Here is a 23,920-nt window from a genome sequence, read left to right on the forward strand (position 1 = left end):
GTCGGACTCCTGTGACTGGACACGCCTTCGCAACTGTCCTACTGTCAACGCCGCAGCTATCGGCCAATCCTGTTCGCGCCGCGGACGAGGTGGGCCAACTACCAGGGGGCAGGCTTATACATGGTCGGGAACGGTTTTGACGAGATAGTGGGCCCGTACACTGCGGCGCGGGAGACTGCCATTGTTCGATCCGTCGGCCTCGCAACAGGCATTGCCTCGCTGGTCTGGGCCGTCGTGGTGTCTGACCTGGCGTGGTCCTTCGATTACGCAGGCATGGGGTGGGCTACTCTATTCCGGCTACTGACGATTCTTGTTGCCCTTGTCGTCTACTTCACCTGCCGAAGGAAGCTGGGCTTCAGATCGCAGGACTCGGTAGGGATGATTCTTGGAGCTGTCGTAGCATTTCTCGTCGACACGGCGCTGAGTTTCTACTACAGCGGCTATTTTGGGCTTCTTTGCCTGGCATGGGGTATTTCGCTTCGGAAGCCATACCTTGCTGCGGCCGGTGCCCTTGCGGCCGGAGCTGCTGTGGTCAGCCGATTCATGCCCAGTGTTGAGATCTTGGCCGTCGTAGCGGCTGGCGTCCTCATCCTCGCGGCCACGTACATGACTGTGGCCCGCAGCCGGTCAGCCACGGGCCACAATCTTTGACCTAGTAGTTAGTTACCCAGGCGTTGCCTGCCGTTCCTACACGCAGTGACAGCTGGACGGTCTCGCTGTAGCTGTTTGCCCAGTTCTTCACAGTGGACGAGTACTGTACTACGGCTTGGCCGTAAGTCCCCGAGCTCCGCACGTAGTAAGTAACGTGTGGGGAGTCAACGGCGACTACACCTCCGTAGGTCTGTATGTACCCACCCCAGTGATTGGTGATCTGGGCGTAAGCGCCCTGGTACTTCTCATAGGTGGCCCTGAACTCGATATAGATCGTGTCTGTCCGGTGATTGATCAGGCAGCCCTGGTAGCTGGCCCAGCCGGCACCTCCATATGTGGTGCAGGAGCTGATGGAAGCCATCGGCGTGACCTGCCCCTCCGCGGCAGGAACGGCTTCTGTCGGAAGCTCCAGCGAGGTAACCGCGATGGATCCATCAGCGAAGGTCTTCACAGTTGACCGGAACCCGTCCCGGTCAACTGTCTCCTCATTGACTGGTTCCGCAGCGGACTTGTTGGCCTCGGTCATCTCGCCGGCATTGATCTTCTTCAGCAGCTTTACCTGCACGTCGCGGGGAACGTTGTAGGAGGACCAGAAGGACTCGATCTCCGCGGTGTCTGCCTGCTTCGCGACCGCAGGGGCGCTCACGCCCAGGAGTGACAAGGACAGGCAGAGCATGACGAGGGCTGCCCGCAGGGGCTTGGTTGAGAGTGCTGTCTTCATCCCTATCCCTCGTTGTAGATGTTGGTGAAAGCTGAGTTGTTCATAACCCACAGTCGCATTGTGTAACCGGTGGAATTTCCGCTGTTGGCCGGGGTGAAGCGGACTGTAGATGCAGCGCGGGCGCCGCTGTTCCAGGCTTCATTTTTCTGTTCGATGCGCAGGTTCGGGGTGCTGTTGGTACCGCCCCAGGCATACTGGTAGGCGCCCCAGACGTTGTTGATTTGGTCATAGCCACTGGTCAGCGTAGGTGGCCCGGAATGCCAGATGAACCGTGGAGTTGGAATGCTCAGCCAGGCAATCGTAGTAGACCGCGTAGCCGCTGCCGCCGGAGTAGCCCTGGCACTGACCAACGCTGAGGAGTGAGATCTCATCCTTGCTGGATTTGATGATTACCGGCTTTTCCACCTTGGACACGGTGATGGACCCGTCGTTGAAACGGTTGACCGTCACGTCAGCGTTGGCCTCGGTCACCTTCTCCGAGGTTGACGGCGTTGTGCCGGGACGATCGGATTCCACGACACCTCCGTTGCTGATGTGGTTAAGCAGATCCTTCTTCTGCTTGTCTGGCACGCCGTGCTCGGTGTACCACGCCGCCAGCCTTTCAAGTGTTTCTTTGTCTGTTGCGGACTTGGTGTTTCCGGCCTTTGCTTGGTCCGGCGCAGCCTGCGCCGGCGGAGATGCCAGGGTCAGCAAAAGCAGTGCGGAAGCGCCGGCCGACGCGATTAAAGACTTGAATTTCAATGTCCCCCCAAGGGTGTGATCCGGCACAGAGCCGGGAGTGGTTTGCCGCAGCAAAACGCCACGGCAAGCGAACAACAACTGTCCTGTACCACCTCCCCCAAAGTGTCCCGCCAGCTGCCTCTTCGCTGAGACTGCCGGTCGCCGATGAAGTGACTATTCGCTGGGGGCTGGAGGAAGTCGAGTCAACCAATCCGTATCTTTGGCTATCACTCGATGGGTCTGGATAGGGGTGGTCATAAGGGCTATCTTGTGGTCATGGGGGAAAACGAAGTGCAGTGGCTCCGTCGTGAGCAAATTTCAACACCTGTGGTAAAAAACGAAGACTGGCTGTCGATGTACCTGTCGGGCAAATCAGCAAGGGAAATCGCTTCTGAAATCGGAGTCCATCCGAATGCTGTCCACAACAGGCTTCGCAAACTTGTGAGACAGGACCAGGACCTGGCTGTCACGCATAGTGCCAACCGCGCCCAGCTGGCAGAGCATTGTGTGATCCCGGGTCGCACCTTCTGGCTGCGCCGCCTCGAAGAAGTGCACGTCTACCTCCTGGAAAAAGGGTCCCTGCCTCATCCGCATCTTGAAGATCCTGACCATGCGCGAATGGGCAGGTGGCTCGATGAGCAACGTCGTCGCTGGCAGCGCGGCGGCCTGTGCGGTTACCGGGTCAACATGCTGGACAGGATCGGGGAATGGCGCAGAACTTACCGCCAGGTCAAAGAGTCAGCTTTATTCAGGACCAGACTGAGCCAGCTGGAGGATTTCGTTTCCCGTCATCGCAGGTTCCCCAGTTACCGCCCGGGCCGGGAACAGGGCGAGCGGGAACTCGGAATATGGCTTCACGGGCGGAGGATAGCGGCAAACAAAGGGACGCTAGTGCCGCAGGATAAGCAGCAGCTGGACGCAACAGCTCCTGGGTGGAGAAAAACCAGCGAGTCTAAGTCTTCGGGGCACCTTGTGACTATGGCAGTTTGATTCAGGACCGCCAGGACGGCTTTATTCAGGTCCACTTTGGTTCCGAGCTGAGCGTCCCGCGAAGGTAACAAGCCCCCGCCGACAGCGACGTCGGTCATGCCGACTGCTGCATCCAGCCTTCCCGCTTACTGGTAAAGTCCGTATTTGCGCAGGCCAAAGGTGACACTGAGCGGAGGGCAGCTTGACGGAATATCCGTTATCGGCGTTTTCTCCCGGATGGGGGGAGGAGCCTAAGGGGCCTGTATCTGCCTGCCTATCAGTGCCCTGTCGGCCGGCGGCCGGTGACTGCGAGCCCGGGCTTTCTAGGTGCAGTAACCAAGCTCCCTGAAGAGGGGTCGATTGCGAGTGCGGCGCCCTTCTGCTGCAGGGTGGCTTCACGCTTTCGCAGGCCGATCTGGCGCCGTCAACGTTTGCTTGGAAGTCCCACCGCTCCGTGCTGGACCAGATCTCTTCTTCGCCGGTGACCTTCCCCGGGGCCACTTCGTCGAGCAGTTCCTAGGCAAGGCCGTCCTGGACTGGTTTTGCGCATCGCTAAGTTCGGGGCTTATTGCGTGGCCGCGACGAAGTTGGCAGACACTCCAGGGTTCCTTCTGGGCACCTTGGCCGATAGGCAGGCTGACTCTCCACCTCAGGACGGCAATCGTAGAGACCTCGGTTCACGGCTGATGAAACATCGTCAGGTCCGGGTTTCGCCGTCAAAACCTGCTCGTTACGGAATTACTGCGACCACATCGATCTCCACCAGGAAGTCGCCCAGGAATGAACCCACGGTGGTTCGTGCCGGGTACGGGGCTTCCATGTATTTTGAGTAAATGGTGTTGAAGCCGTCGAAGTCGCGGCCGGGGTGGTGCAGGTGAACGGTGGCTTTGACCACGTGGGAGAAGTCCAGGCCGTGCGCGGCCAGGACTTCGCCGAGGTTCGTCATGGCCTGGATTGTTTGTTCCTCAATGGTGATGCCCACGAGCTCATCGGTCACCGGGTCATGGGGCGTCTGGCCTGCGGTGAAGAGAAATCCGTTGGCTACGATGGCTTGGGAGTAGGGACCGGCCGGGCTCGGGGCGAGGCTGGTGACGACTTGCTGGCGGGACATGTAATGCCTTTCGTTGCGATCGATGGGAATTGCTAGAGGACCTTGGAGAGGAACGCCTTGGTGCGCTCCTGTTGCGGGTTGTCCAGGACGTCCTCCGGGGGGCCACTTTCGACGACCACGCCGCCATCCATGAACACCACTTGGTCGGCCACTTGCCGGGCGAAGCCGAGCTCATGCGTCACGACGACCATGGTCATTCCTGCCTCTGCCAGGGACTTCATGACGTCCAGGACTTCACCCACCAGTTCTGGGTCAAGCGCTGATGTGGGCTCATCGAAGAGCATGAGCTTGGGCTTCATCGCCAGTGCCCTTGCGATCGCGATGCGCTGCTGCTGCCCGCCGGAAAGTTCCTGGGGGTAGGAGTGGCCACGGTTGCCCAGGCCAACCCTGTCCAGCAGCGCCTGTGCTTCCACAATCACTTCGTGCCGGGACCGGCCGAGCACGTGGACGGGTGCCTCGATGATGTTCTCCAGCACGGTCATGTGTGGAAAGAGGTTGAAGCGTTGGAACACCATTCCCGCGTTGAGCCGGGAGCGGGCGGTTTGGCGTTCCTTCATTTCATAGAGCTTCCCGTTGCGCTCGGCGTAGCCCACCAGGTGCTCATTCACGTAGAGCCGGCCGGCGTCGACCTTCTCCAGGTGGTTGATGCAGCGCAGGAAGGTGGTCTTGCCGGAACCGGACGGGCCGATCAAGCAGGTCACCGATCCCTTCTCAACCCTGAGGTCGATGCCTTTGAGGATTTCGATAACGCCGAAGTTCTTCCGGACTCCCCGGGCTTCCACCATGGCGGTAGTCATCATGCTGTCCTTGTCTTAGGCTGGCGGATCCGTCGCGGCGCTGAGTCGAAACCTCGGCCGTATCGGCGTTCGAGTTTGTTTTGGAAGAAGCTCAGGACGGTGGTCATGAGCAGGTACCAGAGGCTTGCCACGATCAGCAGCGGAATGGTCTGGTAGTTGTCCGCGTAAATGATCTGGGCTGAATAGAGCAGGTCCGAGATCGCCAGGACGCTGACTAGGGACGTGCCTTTGAGCATTGAGATGACCTGGTTGCCGGTGGGAGGCAGCACCACACGCATGGCCTGTGGCAGGATCACCCTGTTCATGAGCTTGCCGCCGCTCATTCCCAGGGCTCGGGCGGCGTCGTACTGGCCCTTGTCCACGGACCTGATGCCGCCGCGGATGATCTCGGCCATGTACGCGGCTTCGTTTAAGGACAGGCCCAGGAGTGCTGCGCCCAGCGGGGAGATCAGCACGTTCGCTGATCCCAGGACCACGGACGGTCCACCAAACGGCAGCCCGAACGCGATCACAGGGTAGAGCGCAGCAATGTTGTACCAAAAGATCAATTGGACCAGGAGCGGCGTTCCGCGGAAGAACCAGATGTAGGCACGGCTGATGGTGCTCAGGATCGGGTTGTCGGAGAGCCGCATTATTGCCAACAGCGTGCCCAGCGCGATGCCCACCGTCATGGAAACCACGGTCAACATGAGCGTCAAACCTGCTCCGGCGAGGATTTGCGGCGCGAACAGGTAAGACGCCACAACATCCCAGCGGTACCGTTCGTTCACGGCCACATCCCACGCCGCGCTGAGCGTCACCAGGATCAGTACGGCGGCAAGGACCAAACGGACAGGGTGCTTCAGCGGCACCACGGGAATTGAGTCTCCGGAAGCTGTCGCTGGCTCCCTGGTGCCGGGGACTGAGGGTTGCTTATGCACAGCCGTCACCTCTCTACTCGAATTCATTACTGGGCGAAGTTGACGCGCGCGTCGGTGATGGCGCTGCTCTCAAGGCCGTACTTCCCAAGGACCTTGGTGTAGGACTCACTCTTGATCACGGTGTCCAGGGCAGCGGAGACCGACTTCACCAGGCCGGACTCCTTCGGCACGCCCACACCAACAGGCGTGAACTCGTAGGTCCGCGCAACCTCGATGCCGGGGTTTTGGGTTGCGGCGAAGTTCAGGATGGGAGAATCCGCCAGCACTGCGTCCAACCGCCCGCTTGTGAGCGCGGAGATGGCCTGCCGGGTGTCCTGGAATTCACTCTTCTGGATGGCATCCTTTCCGGCTGCAGCGCAGGCTTCATCATAGGAAGGAACGTTCACTGTCAGCTGGTACGAGCCCGTGAGGAGCCCTATGTTCTTGCCGCAAAGCGTGTTCTCATCCTTGATGCCGCCAGGGTTACCCTTAGGGACGGCTATGGCGTTGCCGATCTGCATGTAGTCCACAAAGTCCAGGACTTCCATGCGCTTTTCGGTGGGGGTCATGGATGAAACGGTCATGTCATAGCGGTTGGCGGCCAGACCGGGAATGATGGAATCGAAGTTGGCCACCTGGATGTCCACTTTGACCCCCAATGCCTCGCCGATGAGACGGGCCACGTCCGGGTTGGTTCCAGTCATTTCCTGCGTACCTTCGCGGTAAAACTGCGTTGGGGGTTCGTTGGTGGGGATGGCCACGCGCAGGACTTTGGAGGCCTTGATGGACTCCGGGAGAAGGTCGACGGCGGCCTGGTTGACTTCCAGCGCGGGGACGCCGGTGCCGGCTGCGGCAGCCTCGCGGGAGGGGTTCGACGCTGATGGGCCAGTGCTGCACCCCGTGACGGCCAGCGTCAGGACGGCAGTGGCCAAGATAGCCGACAGGCCGGGTTTGGCGCGGAGAGCCGCTGTTGGATTTTTCATGTCGGGTTCCTCATTTCTGCAAGGCCAAAGGGGCCTCGGGGACATAGGTAGGTTGGGTGCGGGCGAACGCTTCGTTGCGGTGCCGGATCAAGTCCCGGCCTTCCGTCCGCAGTTCTTTGATGGTGGACACTCCGAGGAGCAACATGGTGCGGGTCATTTCGGCCGTAAACATTTTCAGGACGTGCTCCACACCGGCTTGGCCGGCGGCAGCCAAGCCGTATAGGTACGGGCGCCCGATGGAGCAGGCGCCCGCACCGAGGGCCAGAGCCTTGACCACGTCCGAACCCCGGCGGATGCCGCCGTCGACGATGATTTCCATCCGGCCGGCAGTCTTGGCAACGATCTCCGGCAGGACATCCAGGGGTGCCGCCATGTGGTCCAACTGCCGTCCGCCGTGGTTGCTGACCTGAATGGCATCGATTCCCATGGAAGCGGCCAGCGCGGCGTCGTTCGCGTTCACTACGCCCTTCAGCACGATTGGACCGTTCCAGCGTTCCCGCAGGTCCCGGATGTCGTCCCAATCGGTGGGTTCATAGGAACCGGCCAGCAGCGTACGCCACATGTCAGGCGAACTGGCAAGTGGACCCTCAGGAACTTCAGCATCCAGGTTGGGAAAGGCGATCGCGTCGTTGGCCAGAAATCCCAGCGCCCACGCCGGGTGCAGCATCCCCTCCACAACCGTCTTCGGCTTAATGGACGGCGGAGCGGTGAACCCATTGCGGTAATCACGCTCGCGATGCCCGATCGCCCGGCAGTCGACGTTGACCAGCAGTGCTTCATAGCCGGCGCTGGACACCCGGTCCAGGACCGCCTGCAGCAGCCCTTTGTCCGAGGTCGGTTCCAGGTTGAACCACCGGCGAAGCCTCGGGGCAGCGGCACTGACATTTTCCATGGTGGTGGTGCTCAGGTGCGCCAACCCATACGGGATACCGGCGTTGAGCGCTGCACGGGCGACGGCCGACTCACCCTTGGGGTGGAATAGCCGGGTACCGCCTGTGGGCGCGAGAGTCACCGGCATCGACGTGGGGCCACCGAGGATGGTGGTGCTGAGGTCCAAGTTGCCCACTGATCCCCATTTGGGAAGGAAAGACCAGTCATCGAACGAGGACCGGTTACGGCGGAGTGAGACCTCGTCCTCCCCTCCGCCTTCGATGTATTCGAAGATGCTCTTGGGCAGCCGCTTGGCAGCCAACTTCCGCATGTCCTCAACGCTGTAGCATTTCCGGGACAGGCGCTCCGCGACAGATCCGGCCGGCCCTTGCAGCGAGGCAAGTGCCCTGATGTCCTTGATTTTCATGATGTGTCCTCTGCATTCCTGACGGGCTCACCTGCCTGCGTCCTTCCCAATAGTGACCGAGATCTCCCCGGCTCTATATGTGGAATCCTCCACAAGATCCCTTTTGCCTCTGTGATAACGTCCAAGCATGGAGATAGTGGCACCGTCAGGGATGCAGCAATCAGCAGTCCGCCTCTCAGACTGCATCCAGTTGATGCAGGCGCATCTCGTGCATGCTAATCCCACCCCCGAGAACCTCGGACATCCCGTTTCGGACGTCCTCATGTACGACCCCCTCGATACCTGGTCAAGCGTGGACGATCGCATCATCCTGGCGGTCGGCTGCACCTACGGTTCACCGGATTTCGATCAGCTCCTCCACCGGGCGGCGAACAGCAACGCGGCAGCGGTGATCGTCAAAGCCCACGGCGCCCGGATGGAACAACTGCGCTCCGCGGCGGTCCGGCATACCCTCTCGGTCCTCGTGGCCCCAGATGACGCGGACTGGACTCAACTAGTGGCCTTGGCACGGGCGTCAGTCATGGGCGCCGCTGCGGACTCCGCCTCAGGGGTTCGGCTGGGCGACCTTTACGCGTTTGCCAACGCAGCGGCTTCCATCACCAACGGCGCCGCCAGCATCGTGGACCCACTGGGGCGCATCCTCGGCTATTCCACGCTGCCGGGCCAACCCATCGACGAACTCCGACGCATCACCACGCTGACCCTGCAGGAAACCATCCAACCGGCGTTCGACCAAGACTTCAAAGCCGTTTACGCCGCGCCGGGTGCTGTGCTGGTTCCGGCGGCCGACGAAGGCATGGCCCGCCTCGCACTGGCCGTAAGGGCAGGAGGTGAGCTGCTCGGGTCCATCTGGATCATCGACCCCGGAGAAGAAAAACGCGCCACAGCATTAGGCGCGCTGGATCGGATGGCACCCCTGGCAGGACTGCACATGCTCCATGCCCGCTCGGCCTCCGACTTTGGAGAGCGGCGAAATGCCGACCTCATCCGGACGCTCATGGATGACACCCCCCACGCTTCCTTCGCCGCAGCGCAACTGGGCCTCAACACCGCCAACGGGCTGGCCGTGGCAGCGTTCTCGATTGTCCGCCCGGAGACCGGAAGCCTGGAATCCGTACGCGAAATCCACCGGCTGCTGCACCTGGTGACCACCGTATGCAACGTCCAGTTCGGCACCGGCCACAGTGCACTGATCGGATCAGTGGTCTACGCACTCCTGCCCTGCAATGGCACCACCCCCCGGACACTGCATAGTCGGATCATCCAGGAGATCGAAGCCTATTCGCACACCATCAGTTCGTTCCCGGTCATTGCGACAGTGGGCGGAATCGCGGCCACCATCGAGGACCTGCCCCGGTCCCGATCCGAAGCCGTGCAAACCCTGCACCACCTAATTAGTCTCCAGGGCCGTGGAGCAAACGCACCCAGCGTCGCGCTCTATGAAGACTTCCAGATCCCGCTGAACCTGATGAAAATCGGAAAGTTCATCGAAGACAACGAACTTGCCGGCGCGGACGAGATCACCAGAATTCAGGCCCACGACGCAGCGCAGCAGACCGACTACCTGGCCACGCTCCGGGCCTATCTCGCCTTCGCCGGAAACATTTCAGCCATGGCCGCCGAACTCCATGTGCACAACAACACCATCCGGTACCGCGTGGGCCGCCTGGCCGAAGACTTCAAGCTCGACCTGACGGACCAGCAAAAACGGCTCTGGCTATGGTTACGGCTGACCACCATGGACCTCGCCTCCAAATAGCCTGTGCCCAGCCAAGGCATGGGGTATGCAACAACTACAACACCCAGTTCAGAACGAACGAAACTCGGCGGCCAATTTGAAAGCCGCCGAAGGTAGGCACACGCATAGAAAGTTAGCCTCGGTGCAGGACCGTTACTTAAGAGACGGAAAGCCCTGGCGTAATTTCTTCGTCCGCTGGGGTGCTGCCTAAACGCCAGACACCACTCCGGGAGTAGAGCTGGTCTTCGAAACCCACCCACTACTGGTAGGTTCACAGCAGACCTGTTGCGAGGTTCATGAGAAACCGCCCGCCATTAGAGCGCCACAGACAATTTGGCAGCTCTACCTAGCGGGTGAGAATTGCCAGTCGCTCGCTTTGGTCTATGTTCTTGATGGAGAGCCAGCTCCCGGTTAGGAGCGCCGCCTGCACAGGGTCTGCCTTAGGGAACGGCGAGAAAGGACAGCTCTTGCCAGGGAAGGATCACAGAGCGCCCCTGCCCTTAAAGGCCCCGCGTCAGTGACGGGTAGAACAATCCCCCATCGTCAGTTTGTCAAAATATCCATTATCGGCGCATTTGATCGGCGGTGGGTGGAGCAGCTGTTCGCACGTCCCTTCGAATGGCGTCGGGCCTTGCAGGTCACATTGTCTGCTTCCTGCAACAGCGCATTCAAGTCCGCAACAGCAGGTAGTCCGGCCGTCAATGCTCCTCTGCCACTTCCCGTCCGTTACGTTCCTGAGCCGGGCCATTCTGTCATCGGCGGTCTACTTCTATGGTTTGTCCGAAGGGAACCTTCGGGTCCAGCGCCAGGGTGAATTTGTTGTGTGAGTGCCGAGTGACGAGAATGCCTCCATTCCGGTGGGCAAATGCACGTTCCACGAGGACGGCCAAATTTGTCTCAAGCTGCGTGTCCACGTCGGAGCGGCTTTTTACAGTAATTTCAACTTCATTATCGTTTTGGGCGCAGGCTTGCATCGTTTATCCCTTCTTTACTGTTTGTGCTTTGCATCGAATGCCGAGAGCCGCTACTGGTCAGATGTCACCCGCGGCACCCTGCTCGGTCAGCTGGTTGACCTATAGCTAGGCCCCATGCGACCACGGCGACTGGATGCCATGTCATCCATGTCATCCTGCTGGGGGTGGCGAGTCATTGGTGCTGCGCATGGTGCATGTTTTCCTGCTCCACGTGGTGTCCGTGGACTTATGCGGTGGAGTCAGAACGCCTTATCGGAATTGGGCGACGATGAGAGCCCGGAAACACGCCGGAGGCTTTGCTCGTTAAGCATCCTTAAGTCCTGCTCAATCGCTGCGATTGCAGCGGCTCGTGCGGCTGCTCTCTGGTAAGCGCTCTGCTTTCCGCGCTTGCGGGTGCCATTTGTGCTGGAACTCGTTCTGGACCGCAGGGCACTCTGTGGCTGACTCGTCGCGAACGGGTCGTAGAAGTGGACCGTTGCTCCAACGCCCAGGTTTTGATTGTTCAATTTCTGTCCTGTTTACGGGTTTCTCAGCAGAGGCCCTTCTGCTCAGCCTGATCGTCCACGGTTACCATGAGCCTGGCTGGTCCGCAGTGGAAGGTCTACCACCTTGAACGCCGGCAGCCACCGTTCTGGTCTGCGGACCTCGGAAACGGTGGCAGCCGGAGCTGCTATCCGAACTGGATCCATGTGGTCTTCGGGGCTGTGTAGTTGTCAAAAGCGTGGAGAGACAAGTCCCTGCCGAATCCGGATTGCCGGAATCCTCCGAACGGAGTCGTGTTCCCGAGTGCATCTACCGTATTTACGGAAACCGTTCCGGCGATAAGTTTCGCTGCAACGCGATGGGCCCGTGCAAGATTGGACGTCCAAAGCGAAGCGGCTAGCCCGAATTCGGTTGCGTTGGCCAGGGTAGTGGCTTCCTCTTCAGCATCAAAGGGATGCACGACCGCGACCGGTCCGAAAATTTCTTCTCGGTGTACTGGGTGCTCCGCGGGCAACCCGCCGAGCAGTGTTGGTTCAAGGAATGCATTGGACCCGGAAATTTCTACCCGGTTTCCTCCGAAGATGATCTCACCTTGCCCGCCGTTGCGGCCGTTGCCGGGAATCCACTCAGCGACGGCATCAGTGTGAGAAGAAGAGATCAGAGCACCGTTACCGCCGTCGTCGACAAGGGGATTGATCGGGCGATAGTTGGCAGCTGCATCTGCCAAGAGACCGATAAATTCATCGTAGACGGGCCGCTGAACCAGGATGCGGGAGTTCGCGGAGCAGACCTGTCCGTTGTTGTAGTAGGCGCCGAATGCAGCTTTGGCTGCTGCCAGTTTGAGGTCATCAGCATCAGCGAAAATGACATTCGAGCTCTTGCCCCCTGCTTCAAGGCTCAACCGCTTAAGATTGCTTCGGCCTGATGCTTCCAGCAGCGTGCGGCTGACGTTGGTCGAGCCCGTGAAAGCAAGGGCATCCACATCCATGTGGTGGGCAAGCGTGGTTCCGACTTCACGGCCTGAGCCAGTGACGACATTCAGTACACCTGCCGGCAGGCCGGCCTGCACCGCAAGGTCAGCGATTCGGACGGCACTGAGGGAGGTCTGCTCGGCAGGTTTGAGCACGACCGTGTTTCCGGACGCAAGCGCCGGGCCCAGTTTCCATGCAGCGATTTCAAGTGGGAAGTTCCACGGTACGATGGCGGCCACAACACCGAGGGGCTCCCGCGTGACCTGGGCGACTGCTCCCGGGGTCACCGCTGGCAACTCTCCAGCGAGCTTGTCGATTGCTTCTGCATACCAGCGGAGGCAGGAGATAGTGCCGGGTACGTCCACTGTGCTGGTTTCGCGCACTGGGCGTCCACTGTCGATGCTCTCGATGAGTGCCAGTTCCCGAGCGTTTGACTCGAGCAGGGCAGCCCATGCCAGCAAGATCTCTTTGCGGCCTTCAGCACCGAGCGCCGCCCATGCAGGCTGGGCGCGCCGTGCTGCAGCCACGGCTACTTCCACGTCTTTCGCCCCACAGGCTGCAAGCTCGGCAATAGCAGAGCCTGTGGCCGGATTCACCGTTTGCCGCGTCTTTCCCGAGAGGGCGTCTTTTCGCTCCCCGTCAATGAAGGCGCGACCGTCAAGGGTAAGGCGCGCAGCCCTTTGCTCCCAGGTTGCTGATGCGTGTGTATCCGTCGTCAAGATTGGTTCTCCTTGAAGTCATAATGGTGGCGGTCCAGGAAGACCGGTAGAACATATTCGCTATTCACTACGCGCCTGTTCCTGTGGGTCGTCATTGGCGACCGCTGGAACCATCCTGTTATGCCCGGTCAGTTTATGCCCGGTCGGTTGTGCAACCTTGCACGTCTTTCCTGAATCAGCCCGGTCCGGTCCTACGACCACAGTTCAAGCTTAGAGCGTCGGACCGATCAAGGAAAAGCGTTGAATTACTATAGGTTGCATCTGTAAATAAGATTTACTTGCGCGACACAACCCGCGGGCCGTGGCGGTTCAGCTGTAGTCGTGCTCGGCCAAGTTCCTATGGTTCGTCTGGCTCGCCATGCATCGGCGTCGAGGAATCACTCGGTTCCGGTCGCCGAACCAGCAAGTTCTTCAGGCGTGCACTCATCGGCTTCTGATGCAGTTTCCGGTATCGGGAGGAAACCATGCCGGCGGGGGTACCTTTTCATGAGGATGTAGAAGAGAGCGGCCGAAACGACCAAACCTACAACCCAGGAAACGTCGACGCCGTCGAAGGATTCAGCAAGTGGACCCGTGAACAGTGGCGTGACCAGGAAGGGCACCTCACTGACAACGGCGACTGCATATGCGGTCATGGCCCTCCAGTCCACACCCCGATAGCGGCCTGCCGGATCGTAAATGGCAGGAATGTCGTATTTTTCCTTGCGCACCAGGTAGAAATCGATGAGGTTAATGGAAGTCCAGGGAACCAGGAAGACTGCGAGCAGGACGATGAAGTTCATCAGAGTGTTCAGGAAGTCACCACGCCCGGCGATGGCAAGAACGGTTCCAACTGCAGAGATGCCGAGCACGGTGATCACGCGTGTCGAAGGGCGGACGCCGGTTGAAGCTTTCAGGGCTCCGGTGATTGTCACTACCGACATGAATCCGCCGTAGAGGTCGACGCCAAGAATGACGATGTTGCCGAGCAGAATCAGCACCAGGAACAGCCATGGGGCAAATCCTGCTTGCGCGGCAATGAAGGAGACGGAGCCGCCGGCGAATGCGTCAGCCGCTACCGCCGTGGCGATGGCACCGAAGGCGAACATCCAAGTCGAGGACGCCGCGCTACCTGCATAGGTCCACCAAAATGACGCGCGTACAGAGGTGTGTGCGGGTAGATACCTGCTGTAGTCCGCTACGTAGGGGGCGTAAGTCAATTGCCATGTTGCGGCAAGAGTAACCGCGAGGAAGAACAGCCCCCACGTAAACTCCCCCTGCGGAAGGGCGCCTGCGAGGTCATTGCGGGTAACGAGACCCATGGTGAGGATAACGAATGCTATGCCGGTGACCCAAGAGACCACCGTGACCGAGGCGCGGATCAAGCGGTAGCCGTAGATGGTGACGACAGTAGCCAGAGCATTTGCGATAGCGATGCTGATGTTGACGTCCCATCCCAGCCATTCGGCCAGTGCGTTGCCGGTAAGGACGCCGCCGACGGCAAAATATCCTATGTACATAATGACAACCAGCACCAGTGGCAGGATGGATCCGAGATACCCGAACTGCGCACGGCTTTGAATCATTTGGGGTATGCCGAGGATAGGTCCCTGGGCTGAATGGAGCGCCATGAAGACGGCTCCGACTGCGTGCCCAACGATCGCGGCCACAACGGCCCAGACCACAGGCAGCCCGAGCGCCACCGGGATGGCTCCAGTAGCGACCGTCAGGACATTCATGTTGGTGGCAAACCACAAGGAAAAGAGGTTTCGGGCCTTGCCGTACCGTTCTGAGTGAGGAACGAAGTCTGTGGAGTACTTCTCTACCTCAAGCTTGCTTTGGGCCATTGCTGCCTTTCAAAGTTCCGTTCGCTGTTATGCGCATCACTACACTCTGAGCGCGAAGCGAACATTTGTAAAAGACAAAAAATCGAGCTAGTTCATCAGCGATCCAGATGCAGAACGCCGCCCGCGCCAGTCGTGTGGCGCCTGGTCTTCCCCTGCCTGCGCTAACGTAGGTTCGCATTGACGGCCGTGCCCTGCACATACTTTCCAAATGTTGGGTGCTCGGTTACGACGAGATCGATGGAACGCGCGTACATCCAAAGAGTTTGGCGTTCGTGTTCGCTGAGGAAGGTTCCCCGACTGTCATGAAAGCCAAGTGGGCATCTGCCTGCCGACAGATAACCGGGAGGGACGAAGGGCTGCACGTGGGGTGGTTGCCGGGATTCAATCCCTTAATGCCGCGTGGAAACTTCCAGCTTCCCGCTTCTCGTCACGAAAGACGGGGAAACGGCTGTGGCGCGCAAGACCTACTAGGGGCGGAGGGTGCTGAGCATCGCTTGGCCCTTTCATAAGCTTCCGCCAAAACAGACCCAACAGCCCCGAAGGTTTCGCGCGGGAGCCGTCCTACTGCACCCTTCCAGCCGGTCAGCCACGAATCGAAGCAAGGAAATCATTGTCGTCCACCCGATCTGAAGCCCGGCACGTCGCCTTTAGCTCGGCTAGTCCGTTATCCCGGTGTACGTTCCCCTGCAGGAGGCGCCCGGCCGGGTTTTGACCAGCCCGGTCAACGCAATTCAGCCTCTCCCCCACTACGTGTCATCCGCGATGGACGGCTGGGCCGTGAACGGTACAGGTTCATGGTTGCTGATCGAAGCAGGCCGGACCCTCACGCATGGCCCGGCGAGCGTAATCGCCACCGGAGGTATGGCTCCAGAGGGCGCCCAAGCGGTGTTACGGAAGGAATCTGGACGAGTCGTTGAAGACGCTAATGGGAAGCCAGCCCTGACCCTTCAAACCCTGCACCGCGGCGAGCCTTGTCCCGGCCAGCATCTGAGATCTGCCGGCTACGGAGGCGCTGGCGGGTGAGTTGCTTATCCCGGCAGGAACAGCGCTCAACCCCCGGCGCACATCGCGTTGGCGGTTGCAGTCGGATACGACCATCTGGAGGTCCAGGCAAAACCCGCGGTCGCTGTCATTCTCACAGGATCTAAGGTAGCGGCCCATGGTGTTCCTCCTCCTGGAACAGTTAGGGACGCCTTGGAACCACAACTAGCCACAGTGATTAGCCTGCTCCGCGGTACTCCTGGCCCGTCCCGCAGAATAGGCGATTCGCTCGCCAAATGCGTTACCGCTCTTGACGAAACCAGTGCCGTCGGAAGTTCCAGCGCCGATGTTGTGATCACCACCGGTGGAACAGGGAAATCCGGAACGGACCACTTCCGCGAAGCCGTTAGCCGGTTAGGCGGGCGCCTCTTGGTGTATGGCATAGCCATGCGTCCTGGCCACCCTGCCGTCCTGGCCAAACGGCCGAAGCCGGAGACTGGCCCAGGACCTCCACGGAGCATAACAGCGGCGACCACCAGCAAAAGGATGTCGAAGCGGCCAAGGACTTCTGCAGATGCTGGCTTTGCTCCTGGGCAAGGTGCGTTGTGCCTATCGGTTGAGTCATCTTGATCCTTTGCGCAGCTACCTGTGGGCTATTGCCCGAAAAGGGCCGGAAGGGCGCTGTCGTTGCTGCGGCTGAAAACAACCTGTCCGCCGGCGAATGTTAGGTCCACGCCGATTTCCCCGAGCGCGGAGGCCTCCACGGCGTAAGGATCCGCATCAAGCACGACCAGGTCTGCAGTCATACCGACCTGTAAAGAGCCGCGCTCCTTATCGAGACGGTTGGCGCGCGCGGAGCCGGTGGTGTAGGCGGCCAATGCGGTGTCCAGCGTCATCGCTTCGGCCGGCAGCAGCGGTTCGGTCCGGGAGCGAGCGTCGCTCGCGTGAGGGTCGGCGGGTGGGGCGGTTCGGTTGACTGCCGTGTGTATCCCCCACAGTGGGTCCGGGCTGGACACGGGCCAGTCGCTGCCGATGGCAAGTTGAACACCTGCACGGCGTAACGTGTCAAAAGCAAAGTGCACGAGCTGGTGCGCGTCATCCAGATAGGGAAGCTTGGTTTCCACCAATACGGGGTCCAGGCGTGCCCACAAGGGCTGGATATTCGCGATCGCTCCTGTCGCCGCGAACATCTCGACGTCGGCAGGGTCGACGAGGTCAAGGTGGGCAATCTGGTGGCGGGGGTCCCAGCCAGGCCTGCGGGGCAGGTTGAGCGCGCTGACGCAATCGTGCACGGCCTGGTCTCCGACGGCATGCAGATGCAGGTCGAAAGCTGCCTTGTCAATTGCCCTGGCTATGTGGGCCAACTCCTCCGGCTCGATCAGCGTCATCCCGAATTCATGTGGATGTCCTTTGTAGGGACGGGACAGGGCGGCGGTCAGATTTTCGCAAACACCATCGACCATGATTTTGACAGCTGTTGCTTGGAAACGTCCCTTCGCCTGTGCCCTCCGGTCCTTGAACAGGTCCAGCTGTCCCAATCCCTGGTCCCGGTGCCACCAAAGCGCTCCTGTGACAGTCGCCGTCAGCAGCCCGTCGGATTCCAGGGCCAGATAATGTTCGAACGCATCAGGCATCCCTAGCGCGAGGCCCACTGCTGCGTCCTGCCAGGCCGTAACACCCAAAGAGTGAAGGTAGGTCTGGGCCGTGAGGAGCGCCCGGCGGATATGCTCCTCGTCGGGATCCGGTATCAGGGACGAGACCAGATCAGCGGCGTGCTCAATGAGCATTCCTGTAGCCTTGCCGTGAGCGTCACGTGCGATGATTCCGCCGTCAGGGTTCGGCGTATCGTCGGTGATCCCCGCCAGATCAAGGGCGTAGGAATTCGTCCATGCACCGTGGGCGTCATGGCTTATAAGAAATACCGGTCGGTCTGGGACGATTTCATCGAGCAGGGCCCGGTGCGGAAAGCCGCCATCAAAAACATCCCCATACCAGCCCGCGCCCTTAATCCACTCGTTCCCGGGGTTTGCATTGGCGTAATCGGTGATCAGCTCGCGGTAACCAGCCAGAGAGTGGACGCCGGATAAATCGCAGCCCAGCATCTGTAGTCCTCCCGCCAGAGGGTGAACATGGGCATCTTGAAAAGCGGGGATTAGGGATTTGCCGCGAAGGTCGATGCATTCCGTGCCGGGCCCACGCCAAGCGTCGGCCTCAGCGCCTATGGCCACAACTTTGCCGCCTGCCACCGCGAGGGCGTCCGCGCTCCGACGCGTTGGATCCATCGTGTGGATAGGTCCGCCGCTAAAAATCCAGTCCGCCTGGTTCATGGCCTACTCTCAGCTAAGTCGATGTGCGGGACAGGTCTCCGGTGCCGCGCGGATGCAGGAGCCTCAGGGCCACTGTGATTGCGCGGCCACAGGCGCTCCACCCTCGTGCAGGTTGGCCCGAGGCCGAACTCAAGTGCTTGTAACGATTGGGTGATCCACCTCAGGGTACGGCCGTGAGTGCATCACGTAAAGCAGTCATTTCTGATGGAGGGCATCTATTTTTTCGACGGCGTGCTTTCGCCGCATCGGAATCATCAGGGTCCCGAGCCTGTCCAATGCCGCGGGACTAGTTTTGTTCCTGCACTGACCGTCTTGAGGCGGGCGGTCCGGTCTTTCAAGCTGAGGCCGCGGAAACGGCTGCGCCGATATCAGCCCGGGACAGCCGGAGCGCGGCGGAAGCGACCATGAGGCACAGAATCTCCACTGCTATCAAGGCCAGCATGGCGGTCTCGTGGGTCATGAATGCCGCGCTGGCGTCGCTTGCAGCCGCTCCGTGGTGGTGGCTAGCTGAATCCGGAAGTGTCAAGACGAGCAGGTGAATCAGGATCATGACGCCGCTCATGGCGAAAAGGTGCCCGGCAGCTTTACCGGCCCGGGGTGCCCGGCTCGATGTCGGGGCAGCAGCCTTGGTTCGGCCTGCCAGGGGCGCGGCGCAGGTCAGGCAGAGGATAGCCATGACCGCCATCCACCAACCCATCGGCCCGGCGGGGCCAGTTGCTGCCGCGATCGCGTGGGCGGACGCGCTGACCGTGACTGCGATGCTGACAAGCCAATAAGGAGTTCGGGAGCCTGAAGGGGGGAATCGAGCGTTCATGGTTCTCCTTGGCTTTTTCAGCTATCGAAATAGAGCTTTACGCAGGCTTGTGAGATGAGTAACATCCTTGTTGATGGAACAGTTGTACCATCAAAAATCGACTTCAGGAAGTGCAATGACTCTCGGGACGACCCCACTGGCTGCCGTAAAGCAGCACCCCCTCGAACAGCTCAACTCCCAGGAAATCTCAACTGCCCGCCGCATCCTGGCCGATGCCGGGCTGGTGGCCGACACCACCCGCTTCGCCTACCTTGGCCTCATCGAGCCTCCGAAGTCCGCCTTCGCTGAGCAGGACGGCGCTGAGGCAGATCGCAGGGTCCGGGCAATGCTGTGGGATGCGGCCAGGTCCCTCTCCCTGGACATCCAGCTGTCCCTTACAACCGGGACCATCTTGGATCAGCGGGAACTTGACCCTGCGGTCGACGGCCAGCTCCCCGTCCTGATCGAAGAGTTCGAAATTATTGAGGTAATTTTGGCTGAAGACCCGCAATGGAAAGCCGCCCTGGCCTCACGCGGACTGACGCCTGCGCAGGTTCGGGTCGCCCCGCTCTCGGCTGGTGTCTTCGAGTATGAGAATGAAGAAGGAAAGCGGCTCCTGCGTGGACTTGGATTCCGTCAGGACCACCCCGCCGACCACGCTTGGGCGCACCCAATAGACGGCCTGGTCGCCTTCGTAGACGTCGAGAAGCGGTGCGTGAACCACCTGATCGATGACGGACCGGTTCCCGTCCCGGAAGTCAACGGCAACTACACAGAGCCGGCGATCCACGGAGAACTGCGCACGGACCTAAAGCCCATTGAGATCACGCAGCCCGAAGGACCCAGCTTCACCCTGGAAGGTAACCTCCTGTCCTGGGCAGGCTGGGACCTGCGCGTGGGCTTCGATGCCCGCGAAGGACTTGTCCTCCACCAGCTCCACCACTCCCACAACGGCCGCAGGCGACCCCTCATCCACCGCGCATCAATCTCGGAAATGGTCGTTCCCTATGGTGACCCCTCCCCGTACCGCAGCTGGCAAAACTACTTCGACTCCGGCGAGTACCTGGTCGGGCGGGACGCCAACTCCCTGAAACTTGGCTGCGACTGCCTGGGCGACATCACCTACATGTCCCCGGTAGTAGCCGATGACTTCGGTAACCCGCGCACTATCGAGAACGGCATCTGCATCCATGAAGAGGACGCCGGCATCCTGTGGAAGCACACCGATGAGTGGGCCGGCTCGAACGAGGTGCGCCGCAACCGCCGGCTGGTGGTGTCCTTCTTCACCACGGTGGGCAACTACGACTACGGCTTCTACTGGTACCTCTACCTGGACGGCACCATTGAGTTTGAAGCCAAGGCAACCGGCATCGTGTTCACTGCAGCGCTCCCGGACAAGACCTACGCTTACGCCTCGGAAATTGCTCCCGGGCTTGGCGCCCCCTTCCACCAGCACCTGTTCAGCGCCCGTCTGGACATGATGATTGACGGACCTTCGAACCGTGTCGAGGAACTGGACCTTGTCCGGCTGCCGAAGGGACCGGCAAATCCGCACGGCAACGCGTTCACCCAAAAACGCACTCTTCTCGCTCGGGAATCCGAAGCTGTGCGCGACGCCGACGGCGCAAAGGGGCGCGTGTGGCACATCAGCAACCCTGACTCCCTAAACCAACTGGGCCACCCCGTCGGCTACACCCTGTTCCCCGAAGGAAGCCCCACCCTTGCCATGGCCGACGACTCCTCAATCGCAGCCCGGGCCGCGTTCGCCAAGCACCACTTGTGGGTAACCCAGTACGGGGAAGGCGAGCTCTACGCCGCGGGGGACTTCGTCAACCAGCACCCGGGAGATGCCGGACTTCCGGCCTACATCGCCCAGGACCGGGACATTGACGGTCAAGACCTCGTGGTGTGGCACTCCTTCGGCCTCACCCACTTCCCCCGCCCGGAGGACTGGCCCATCATGCCCGTAGACACCACCGGCTTTACGCTCAAGCCCCACGGCTTCTTCGACAGCAACCCAACGCTGAACGTTCCGTCTTCGGCGGGAGGACACTGCACATCAGGCGCCGGAGCAGACGGCGCCAGCGGCAACGCAGGTTCCGGTACCTGCAGTCACTGACAACCCCATCAACCGCGGGAGCGCGCAAGCGCTCCCGCGGTGGTAGGGTGCACAGGCGCGAACGGTTACCGCACACGGATAAAGGAGCATCATGCCCCGCTTGGTAGATCACAGCGAACGACGCCGTTCCATCATCGTAACGACGTGGCGGATCATCGCAGAGCAGGGCATTGAAAATGCCAGCATGAGGGACATCGCCCGGGAATGCGGCTACGCCGCGCCAGGAGTCCTTGCCCATTACTTTCCCAACAAGGACTCACTCCTGCTTGCAGCCTACGAACTGATCTGCGAGCGGACAAATGAGCGGGTAGCTGCCTGCACGAAGGACCGGCGGGGACTCTCCGGGCTGCAAGGTCTTTGCCTGGAAATCATCCCCGCAAACCCGCTCACCGTCGTCGAAGCGCGAGTGGCGGTGTCTTTCTGGCAGCGCGCCCAAACGGAGGCTTCCCTCCGCGCTGTGGGCCGGCAAGCGCTGATGCATTGGCGGGACCTGATGCTCGAATTCCTTGCCCAGGCAGAACACGACGGCGAATGTGCGCCACTCACGGACCCCGACTCCGTAGCGGACGAGCTTCTGAACATCATGATGGGTCTCCATGTGACGTCCATGCTGGACCCGGACGCCGTCACCGGCTCCCGGCAGCGCTACCTGATGGAGCGGGCCCTGTCCCGCCTGATCCCCATCAATGCCAGGAAACCCGACAAACTAACGGCGTGAATCGTCCCCCGCGGCCGTCGGCGTAAAAACGCCGACGGCCTTTTCGGCATGCCCGAACGGCGCCCAAGATCCGAGCACAGCGCAAAAACGCACGCTTCGCCCCCAAGGGGCAGGGCGCACACGCCCGCGAGCTTTCACTAGAAATTCCATTTTATGATGCATCGAAGAGTGCATCATAAGGAAAACCGATGCGGTTGTGCGAGAACGGATGTTTGAATGGCCGCCGAAAATACGGTTTCGTGAAGACATCGAGATGGACGAAGCAACCTCCGATAAGAGGTTCCAACAGAGCACTTTGATAGTGCATCGTCGCATCGCATAAGACTACCTAAAGTATTGGAGGTTGGTATGTCCAGCCATGAGACTGAAGTTCTAGTCGTCGGCGCAGGCCAGGCCGGGGTCGCCATGAGCCAGCACCTGACGGAGCGCGGAATTCCGCACCTCGTCCTGGAGCGTGACCGCATCGCCGAACGCTGGCGCACCGGACGCTGGGACTCCCTGGTGGCCAACGGCCCCGCCTGGCACGACCGTTTTCCGGGTCTGGAGTTCGACGACGTCGACCCCAACGCATTTGCCCCCAAGGAAAGGGTTGCAGACTACTTTGAAGCGTACGCGAAAAAGTTCAACGCACCCATCCGCACAGGGGTAGAGGTCACCTCGGTACGCCGCAAGGCCGGCGAAACCGGCTTCCGCGTAGAAACGTCTGACGGAGCCGTCGAGGCCCGTTACGTCGTCGCCGCTACCGGCCCCTTCCAGCGACCGGTCATCCCCGCCGTCGTCCCCGACACCCCGGGACTGCTGCAGATGCACTCCAGTTCCTACCGCAACCCGCAGCAGTTGCCCGACGGTGCCGTCCTGGTCGTCGGCGCCGGTTCCTCCGGCGTGCAAATTGCTGAAGAACTGCAGAGGTCGGGGCGCCAGGTCTTCCTTTCAGTGGGACCCCATGACCGTCCGCCGCGGCAGTACCGTGGAAAAGACTTCTGCTGGTGGCTTGGAGTCCTCGGCAAGTGGGAAATGGCAGCCCCACCCAAGGGAGCAGAGCACGTCACCATCGCCGTCAGCGGGGCCAACGGCGGCCACACCGTCGACTTCCGCGCTCTTGCCGCAGGGGGCATCACGCTCGTCGGGCGAACGAATTCCTTCGACAGCGGAACCATGCACTTCGCGCCGGACCTCGCCCGCAATATCGCCGCCGGGGACGCCAACTACCTGTCCGTTCTGGACGAAGCCGATCTTTACATCGCACGCAACGGCCTCGACTTTCCTGAGGAGCCCGAAGCCCGGATCCTCGGGGAAGACCCTGAATGCGTGGCCAACCCCCTTCTCGAGCTCGACCTCGCCGCGGCCGGTGTTACATCGATTGTGTGGGCGACGGGTTTTGCCGTCGAATACAGCTGGCTGCAGGTTGAGAATGCCGTGGACGAAGCGGGGAAGCCAAAACACCAGCGCGGTGTGGCAGCCGAGCCTGGAATCTACTTCCTGGGCCTGCCCTGGCAGTCACGCCGGGGATCAAGCTTCATCTGGGGTGTATGGCACGATGCCGGCTACATCGCAGACCAGATCATGATCCAGCGCGGCTACGCGGCCCATGTGGCCGATAAGCCACTCCAGCACGCCGTAACGCCCCAATCCCCCGCCGGTGTGTTGGAACAGGAAATCGCAGTGCCTCAGAGCGTCTGACGCCGATAAGCGTTTCGCTCACCAGTGCCAGGGAAGCAGGGGCGCTACATGAGATCGGACTCGTTATGATCCGGGATAAATGTGGCGCCCTTGGCCTGGCTAACCAGGCGGGACTTGAACTGAGCGAAGCACCAGATCTTGGAGTAGCACCAGCCAGTAAAACGTGAACAACGGACGCCACAGATTCCAAGACAAGCCCTTCGGCCCGCTCCTTGGACAGCCGGAACCTCCTTACGCGACGAGGAGGTTCCGGCTGCGAACAGGGGAAAACCACGGCACTTAACGTGCCCAGACTATAGATCCAAGATCAACGGTGACAGGCGTCTCCAAGTCGGCCCTTTTACGGAAGACTCACGCCTCGGCTTCGGCTAACCCTCAAGGCCTGGAAATCGCAGTCTCCTGCGACAACCTGTCAGACGAAGCCGGTTTGGCCGGTGTGCCGC

General features: G+C 60.7%; 19 protein-coding genes and 1 pseudogene. 8 read left to right on the forward strand and 12 right to left on the reverse strand.

Features of this window, described 5'->3' with window-relative positions; all coding sequences use genetic code 11:
• Positions 1-120: 120 nt before the first annotated feature.
• On the forward strand, positions 121-651 hold the full coding sequence (locus tag FDW84_RS02690; protein WP_138606292.1) for a hypothetical protein: 531 nt from the start codon (positions 121-123) through the stop codon (positions 649-651).
• A 1-nt stretch (position 652) separates the two neighbouring features.
• Here FDW84_RS02690 and FDW84_RS02695 read toward each other — a convergent pair whose 3' ends face one another.
• Both FDW84_RS02695 and FDW84_RS02700 read right to left on the reverse strand, forming a co-directional pair.
• Positions 653-1,372, reverse strand: a complete 720-nt coding sequence (locus FDW84_RS02695; protein WP_138606294.1) for a hypothetical protein — start codon at positions 1,370-1,372, stop codon at positions 653-655.
• A 225-nt stretch (positions 1,373-1,597) separates the two neighbouring features.
• Positions 1,598-2,113: a hypothetical protein gene (locus FDW84_RS02700; RefSeq protein WP_138606296.1), complete on the reverse strand. Its 516-nt coding sequence runs from the start codon at positions 2,111-2,113 to the stop codon at positions 1,598-1,600.
• A 255-nt stretch (positions 2,114-2,368) separates the two neighbouring features.
• Between FDW84_RS02700 and FDW84_RS02705 the strand changes: the two genes are divergently transcribed.
• Positions 2,369-3,082: a helicase associated domain-containing protein gene (locus FDW84_RS02705; protein WP_171046625.1), complete on the forward strand. Its 714-nt coding sequence runs from the start codon at positions 2,369-2,371 to the stop codon at positions 3,080-3,082.
• 354 nt (positions 3,083-3,436) lie between these two features.
• On the opposite strand, the pseudogene FDW84_RS19600 reads toward FDW84_RS02705, so the two are convergent.
• The 6 genes and pseudogenes from FDW84_RS19600 to FDW84_RS02735 all read right to left on the reverse strand — a co-directional run.
• A pseudogene (locus tag FDW84_RS19600) lies at positions 3,437-3,577 on the reverse strand (PbrT family lead (Pb2+) uptake porter); the annotation flags it as partial.
• A gap of 214 nt (positions 3,578-3,791) precedes the next feature.
• Positions 3,792-4,172, reverse strand: coding sequence for a RidA family protein (locus FDW84_RS02715; RefSeq protein ID WP_138606300.1), 381 nt, complete (start codon positions 4,170-4,172; stop codon positions 3,792-3,794).
• A 32-nt stretch (positions 4,173-4,204) separates the two neighbouring features.
• Positions 4,205-4,969, reverse strand: a complete 765-nt coding sequence (locus tag FDW84_RS02720; RefSeq protein ID WP_138606519.1) for an amino acid ABC transporter ATP-binding protein — start codon at positions 4,967-4,969, stop codon at positions 4,205-4,207.
• Positions 4,969-5,889 (reverse strand): amino acid ABC transporter permease, encoded by a 921-nt coding sequence (locus tag FDW84_RS02725; RefSeq protein WP_240721334.1) that lies wholly within the window; start codon positions 5,887-5,889, stop codon positions 4,969-4,971. Before FDW84_RS02725 ends, FDW84_RS02720 begins: the two co-directional genes overlap by 1 nt.
• Before the next feature lie 26 nt (positions 5,890-5,915).
• Positions 5,916-6,851, reverse strand: a complete 936-nt coding sequence (locus tag FDW84_RS02730; RefSeq protein WP_138606305.1) for an ABC transporter substrate-binding protein — start codon at positions 6,849-6,851, stop codon at positions 5,916-5,918.
• 10 nt (positions 6,852-6,861) lie between these two features.
• Positions 6,862-8,148, reverse strand: a complete 1,287-nt coding sequence (locus FDW84_RS02735) for an alpha-hydroxy acid oxidase (RefSeq protein ID WP_171046626.1) — start codon at positions 8,146-8,148, stop codon at positions 6,862-6,864.
• A gap of 208 nt (positions 8,149-8,356) precedes the next feature.
• Here FDW84_RS02735 and FDW84_RS02740 point away from each other — a divergent pair, with 208 nt between their 5' ends.
• On the forward strand, positions 8,357-9,907 hold the full coding sequence (locus FDW84_RS02740; protein WP_240721335.1) for a PucR family transcriptional regulator: 1,551 nt from the start codon (positions 8,357-8,359) through the stop codon (positions 9,905-9,907).
• 1,623 nt (positions 9,908-11,530) lie between these two features.
• On the opposite strand, the gene FDW84_RS02750 is transcribed toward FDW84_RS02740, so the two are convergent.
• Both FDW84_RS02750 and FDW84_RS02755 read right to left on the reverse strand, forming a co-directional pair.
• Positions 11,531-13,033 (reverse strand): aldehyde dehydrogenase family protein, encoded by a 1,503-nt coding sequence (locus FDW84_RS02750; protein ID WP_171046627.1) that lies wholly within the window; start codon positions 13,031-13,033, stop codon positions 11,531-11,533.
• A gap of 377 nt (positions 13,034-13,410) precedes the next feature.
• A complete protein-coding gene (locus FDW84_RS02755; RefSeq protein WP_138606313.1) occupies positions 13,411-14,859 on the reverse strand; it encodes a purine-cytosine permease family protein in 1,449 nt (482 codons plus the stop codon).
• 672 nt (positions 14,860-15,531) lie between these two features.
• On the opposite strand from FDW84_RS02755, the gene FDW84_RS19605 reads away from it, so the two are divergent.
• The gene (locus tag FDW84_RS19605; RefSeq protein WP_240721336.1) at positions 15,532-15,882 is read left to right on the forward strand and encodes a molybdopterin-binding domain-containing protein; all 351 of its coding nucleotides are present in this window, start codon (positions 15,532-15,534) and stop codon (positions 15,880-15,882) included.
• Positions 15,883-15,930: 48 nt separating this feature from the next.
• Positions 15,931-16,470, forward strand: a complete 540-nt coding sequence (locus tag FDW84_RS19610) for a molybdopterin-binding protein (RefSeq protein WP_240721337.1) — start codon at positions 15,931-15,933, stop codon at positions 16,468-16,470.
• 23 nt (positions 16,471-16,493) lie between these two features.
• Here the strand turns inward: FDW84_RS19610 and FDW84_RS02765 are convergent, their stop codons facing one another.
• On the reverse strand, positions 16,494-18,167 hold the full coding sequence (locus FDW84_RS02765) for an amidohydrolase (protein WP_138606315.1): 1,674 nt from the start codon (positions 18,165-18,167) through the stop codon (positions 16,494-16,496).
• A gap of 334 nt (positions 18,168-18,501) precedes the next feature.
• On the reverse strand, positions 18,502-18,981 hold the full coding sequence (locus tag FDW84_RS02770) for a hypothetical protein (protein ID WP_138606317.1): 480 nt from the start codon (positions 18,979-18,981) through the stop codon (positions 18,502-18,504).
• 115 nt (positions 18,982-19,096) lie between these two features.
• On the opposite strand from FDW84_RS02770, the gene FDW84_RS02775 reads away from it, so the two are divergent.
• The 3 genes from FDW84_RS02775 (at position 19,097) to FDW84_RS02785 (ending at position 23,477) form a co-directional block, all read left to right on the forward strand.
• On the forward strand, positions 19,097-21,079 hold the full coding sequence (locus FDW84_RS02775; protein WP_138606319.1) for a primary-amine oxidase: 1,983 nt from the start codon (positions 19,097-19,099) through the stop codon (positions 21,077-21,079).
• Between the two features lie 91 nt (positions 21,080-21,170).
• Positions 21,171-21,797, forward strand: coding sequence for a TetR/AcrR family transcriptional regulator (locus tag FDW84_RS02780; RefSeq protein WP_138606322.1), 627 nt, complete (start codon positions 21,171-21,173; stop codon positions 21,795-21,797).
• Positions 21,798-22,145: 348 nt separating this feature from the next.
• Positions 22,146-23,477, forward strand: a complete 1,332-nt coding sequence (locus FDW84_RS02785) for a flavin-containing monooxygenase (RefSeq protein WP_138606324.1) — start codon at positions 22,146-22,148, stop codon at positions 23,475-23,477.
• Positions 23,478-23,920: the final 443 nt, after the last annotated feature.

This window comes from Pseudarthrobacter sp. NamE5, assembly GCF_005796225.1.
Lineage (GTDB): Bacteria > Actinomycetota > Actinomycetes > Actinomycetales > Micrococcaceae > Arthrobacter.

Bases quoted from the DNA above. Each gene is read 5' to 3' on its own strand.
- FDW84_RS02785 (WP_138606324.1), top strand. From the start codon at position 22,146: ATGTCCAGCCATGAGACTGAAGTTCTAGTCGTCGGCGCAGGCCAGGCC.
- FDW84_RS02690 (WP_138606292.1), top strand. From the start codon at position 121: ATGGTCGGGAACGGTTTTGACGAGATAGTGGGCCCGTACACTGCGGCG.
- FDW84_RS02775 (WP_138606319.1), top strand. From the start codon at position 19,097: ATGACTCTCGGGACGACCCCACTGGCTGCCGTAAAGCAGCACCCCCTC.
- FDW84_RS02730 (WP_138606305.1), bottom strand. From the start codon at position 6,851: ATGAAAAATCCAACAGCGGCTCTCCGCGCCAAACCCGGCCTGTCGGCT.
- FDW84_RS02765 (WP_138606315.1), bottom strand. From the start codon at position 18,167: ATGAACCAGGCGGACTGGATTTTTAGCGGCGGACCTATCCACACGATG.
- FDW84_RS02735 (WP_171046626.1), bottom strand. From the start codon at position 8,148: ATGAAAATCAAGGACATCAGGGCACTTGCCTCGCTGCAAGGGCCGGCC.
- FDW84_RS02715 (WP_138606300.1), bottom strand. From the start codon at position 4,172: ATGTCCCGCCAGCAAGTCGTCACCAGCCTCGCCCCGAGCCCGGCCGGT.
- FDW84_RS02770 (WP_138606317.1), bottom strand. From the start codon at position 18,981: ATGAACGCTCGATTCCCCCCTTCAGGCTCCCGAACTCCTTATTGGCTT.
- FDW84_RS02695 (WP_138606294.1), bottom strand. From the start codon at position 1,372: ATGAAGACAGCACTCTCAACCAAGCCCCTGCGGGCAGCCCTCGTCATG.
- FDW84_RS02705 (WP_171046625.1), top strand. From the start codon at position 2,369: ATGGGGGAAAACGAAGTGCAGTGGCTCCGTCGTGAGCAAATTTCAACA.
- FDW84_RS02780 (WP_138606322.1), top strand. From the start codon at position 21,171: ATGCCCCGCTTGGTAGATCACAGCGAACGACGCCGTTCCATCATCGTA.
- FDW84_RS02755 (WP_138606313.1), bottom strand. From the start codon at position 14,859: ATGGCCCAAAGCAAGCTTGAGGTAGAGAAGTACTCCACAGACTTCGTT.
- FDW84_RS02720 (WP_138606519.1), bottom strand. From the start codon at position 4,969: ATGACTACCGCCATGGTGGAAGCCCGGGGAGTCCGGAAGAACTTCGGC.